Source organism: Chitinivorax sp. B (assembly GCF_005503445.1).
GTDB lineage: Bacteria > Pseudomonadota > Gammaproteobacteria > Burkholderiales > SCOH01 > Chitinivorax.
Genome location: NZ_SCOH01000106.1, coordinates 1 through 3,989, shown reverse-complemented (window position 1 = coordinate 3,989; position 3,989 = coordinate 1). Strand labels below are relative to the sequence as shown.

The 3,989-nt window shown below is 54.7% G+C and carries 3 protein-coding genes; all 3 read right to left on the bottom strand.

Features of this window, described 5'->3' with window-relative positions; translation table 11 throughout:
• The coding region (locus FFS57_RS24385) for a hypothetical protein (protein WP_137940425.1) at window positions 1–601 on the bottom strand (601 nt) is incomplete at its 3' end.
• Window positions 602–1,092: 491 nt separating this feature from the next.
• The gene (locus FFS57_RS24380) at window positions 1,093–3,288 is read right to left on the bottom strand and encodes a putative bifunctional diguanylate cyclase/phosphodiesterase (RefSeq protein ID WP_137940424.1); all 2,196 of its coding nucleotides are present in this window, start codon (window positions 3,286–3,288) and stop codon (window positions 1,093–1,095) included.
• Between the two features lie 79 nt (window positions 3,289–3,367).
• Window positions 3,368–3,989: response regulator (locus FFS57_RS24375; RefSeq protein ID WP_137940423.1), on the bottom strand; the 622-nt coding region annotated here is incomplete at its 5' end.

Below are 3,989 nucleotides of genomic sequence, written 5' to 3'. Positions count from 1 at the left end.
AACCCGCGACATTGCGGTCACAGGCCCAACCGGTCAGGTAGGGCTGGTCGCCTTCCACCACCACGCCATCGATCTGGCCGGTGACCGGGCCGAGTACATTCACGGTGAAGCTGTGCTTGGTCGCGGCCCGCCCCCCTCTGCCCCCATCGTCGGAGACTTTCAGCTGCAATGCATGCCGCCCGGCGCCGACACCGCGCAGGTAATCGCTGTAGTTGACGCTGTAGGATTTGGATAACTTCACCGTATTCAGGTACTGCCCATTCAGCTGCACCTGGTAGTCATCCATCCTCGCCCCGGACCGGTCATCCGGGTTGGTTTCGGCGGTGAACTGGATGGGAATGCCGACATCGTGGTTGTAGGTCCCCCCATCAACGGGCTGGGTGTAACGCACCAGCGGGGGATGGCAGTCTGGGTATAACAGGGAAGTCCCGGTTGCCGCTGCTAATTGCGCGTCGTCTGCTGCTGTCGGGGCAATCGGTGACAGGGTAGGAATCGTTGGCCCACCTGACCAGCAACCGGCCATGGCAGACAAGGGATGGATCAGAACACTGCACAGCGCAAGGCGCGCCAGCTGACGGACAGCGGGATGCAATTGGGGCATAGGTCTACGAAATCAAGAATGGTCTTGACGCGCTACCCCGCGTGCTTGCAAGCACGTACCTACCGGCCCCGTCGAGGTTTCGAGGGGCAATACACCGCCATCTTGCATGACACTCACGCAAGTTACAGCAGAGACGCTACAGATAGATAGCTGAATAAATCAGGAAGTAATACGGCTCAACCAACGAATAAATTTGGTTCCGGTCAGGTAACCAGAACCACGTGAGTAGCAATAGGCTACGATTGCCTGTGCCTGTTTTATTGTTGGCGAGCATTGTCTACAGGCTGGATAGGTATTGTCAAAATCATACGTGCATTAGGATAAGTTCATTTTAATGAACTAGTTATATCCGCACGTAGTCATTTAGGTTGGGTTGGCAATATTTCCTGCTTGCCCAAGGCAGCACTAAATACGGAAGCTGTGAAATCCATCAACCTGCCTTCGTTTGCGCGCCTAACCAGAACCACTTCGCTGGGTTTTGTCAGCGGCTCTTATGGGTCGTGCCGGTCATGATCTGGCAGGTCGGCGGGTGGCGGTAGATTGGTGGCACGACGCCGTTCGCGTAAAAAGGTTTCCAGTTCACGGGGCCGGCAGGGTGGTGAGTAGTAGAAGCCTTGAATGATGTCGCATCCGAGGCCTGTTAAAATATCCAGCTGTGTTTTGGTTTCCACACCTTCCGCAATGGTCTTGAGTTTCAGGTTGTGTGCCAGGTTGATGATGGAGGCGGTGATGGCGGTATCTCGCTCCGAATCGGCCAGCTGATCGATGAAGCTCTTGTCGATCTTCAGTGCATGCAAATGGAAGCGCTTGATATAGCCAAACGAGGAGTAGCCAGTACCAAAATCATCAATCGATAACGCCACTCCCAGCCGATTGAGTTGGTCGAGGATATTGAATGTTTGTTCATTCTCCTGCATCAACATGTTTTCGGTCATCTCCAGTTCAATGGTGGCAGCGTCGATCTGGTAGCGGTACAGGTGCTGGCGTAACACCTTTACCAGATTCTCGTCGACAAACTGGCGGGGTGAGATGTTGATGGCGATTTTGCAATCTTCATCCAGTACATTGCGGATGTCCCAATCGTGTCGCTGTTCGCACACCGCCTGCATGATCCAGTTGCCGGCGGACAGGATCAAGCCGGTTTCCTCCAGCAAGGGCACAAAGGTAGCAGGGGCTACCAGCCCGGCGGTAGGGTGCTGCCAACGCAGCAGGGCTTCCAGGCCGACCACTCGCCCTGTCTGCAGTTCGATTTGTGGCTGGTACATCAACAGCAGTTGGTTCTCACTGAGGGCGTGATGCAGGCTTTGTTCCAGCACCATTTTGGCCCGAGCCCGATCATTCATTTCCTGAGTGAAGAAATGGTAGAGGTTGCGACCATCACTCTTGGCCCGGTACATGGCAACATCGGCCGCCTGCATCAAGGTGACAGGGTCGGTACCGCATTCGGGATAGGTGGCGATGCCAATACTGGCGCCAATCACCAGTTCCATGGTGTCAATGGTGAAAGGGCGTTTCAAGGTCTCGATGATTTTGGCTGCGCAGTAGGCAGCATCTTCCACATCGTTCAGGTCTTCCAGAATGACGGTGAATTCGTCTCCGCCCAGCCGGGCCAGCGTATCCGACATCCGAATGCTGCGCTTGAGTCGTTCGGCAACCGCTTGCAGTAATTGGTCGCCCATTTCATGACCCAGCGTGTCGTTCACCTGTTTGAATCGATCCAGATCAATCAACAACAACGCCATCAGGCTGGTTTGCCGGCTGCATCGGGCCAGCGTGTGCAGCAACGATGTCTTGAAGCCTGCGCGGTTATTCAACCCGGTCAAATGATCTGTCGTGGCCTGCTGTCGCAACTGGGCTTCCAGGGCCTTGCGTTGGGTGATGTCCTGAAAGATCACCACGGTACCCTGGGTGTGTCCCGCCAGAGGTGAGCAAGTATATTGCACTGGGAACGGGTCGCGATTGATGGTACGGAATTGGGCTTCATCCGCCCGGATTTCGCGTTTTTCGGTCCAGGCCAGATGAAAATCGGTTTCCTCCCAGCGGCCAGGCTGCTCTTGGGTGCAAGGGAAGAACGTACGAAAGGCACACTCCAGTAATTCCTGCGGAGGAAGGTGCAGCATGCTCAGTGCGGCCGGATTGGCAAACTTCACATTGCCCTCTGTCGATAACCCAATCACGCCTTCACCTGCTGCATTCAACATGGATTCGTAATAGGCCTTCTGGGCATCCAGGCGCTCATAAGCGGTACGCAATTGGCGCTTTTGTTGGTCGAGCTCCAGAAACAACATCACCTTGCAGCGCAACATGGTGGTGTTCACTGGTTTGGTCAGGAATTCAATCGCTCCCGCTTGATAGCCGCGCAGCGTTTCCATTTCGTCCCGCAGAAAGGCAGTCATCATGATGACCGGGATGTGCCGGGTATTGCGGGTGCTACGCATGATCTGTACGACTTCATAGCCATCCATGCCGGGCATGGAGACATCCAGCAATACCAGCGATACATCGGCGTCCAGCATCATTTTCAATGCAATGGCGCCCGAGCCTGCGTGCAAAAAACGGATATGTGCGCTATCCAGCGCTGCTTCAAGCGCAATCCGGTTTTCTGGTTTGTCATCGACCAGCAGAATGGTTTGCAGGAAATGCGATCCCGGTTCCAAGGGTGGTTGCTGTCGAAAATCATGCGGCATGATGGCGACCTTTGTGCGTGGGGCTGACGTATTGTGGTTTCACAGCGATTCAATGAGCCGGTTGTGTCATGGGGCTTGCTTATGGCAACCGCCATTGATCCAGCGCCTGGTAAAGCATCTGTTTGTTGATTGGTTTGGCCAGATAGTCGTTTGCGCCGGCTTCAAGACATTTTTCACGATCCCCCTGCATGGCATAGGCCGTGACGGCAATGATCGGCTTGGCAAAGTCGGCTGCGCGCAGTTTACGGATGGCGGTGTAGCCGTCCATCACCGGCATGGCGATATCCATCAATACCAGGTCAATATTGGCATGCTGCTCGATCTGCTGCAGCGCGCTTTCGCCATTGTCGGCTGTCAGCACCGTATAGTTGCGCTCCTCAAGCAGACTGTTGACGGCATAGATATTACGAATGTCGTCATCCACGACCAGGATGGTTTGCAGGCTGGTTGCATTGGCACGTGGTATGGGTGGTTGAGAGGGGATGGGTACAAACATCTGTGACAACAATTGGTGCACTGAATCCATCAGCTCGCCAGGGGTATTGTGCTGTTTGTTAAGGACCAGGACATTGGTCTGATTGTTCGGCATGCTGCCTGGGTCAGGCGTGTCGCCGGAATAGATGATGACGCGTGTGTTGCAATGGTCTGGCTGGCTATTCATCCATTCCAATAGCTCGTAACCTTGCCCGTCTGGCAGGTGT

Coding starts and splice junctions, on each gene's coding strand:
- FFS57_RS24380 (WP_137940424.1), bottom strand. CDS start 3,288: ATGCCGCATGATTTTCGACAGCAACCACCCTTGGAACCGGGATCGCAT.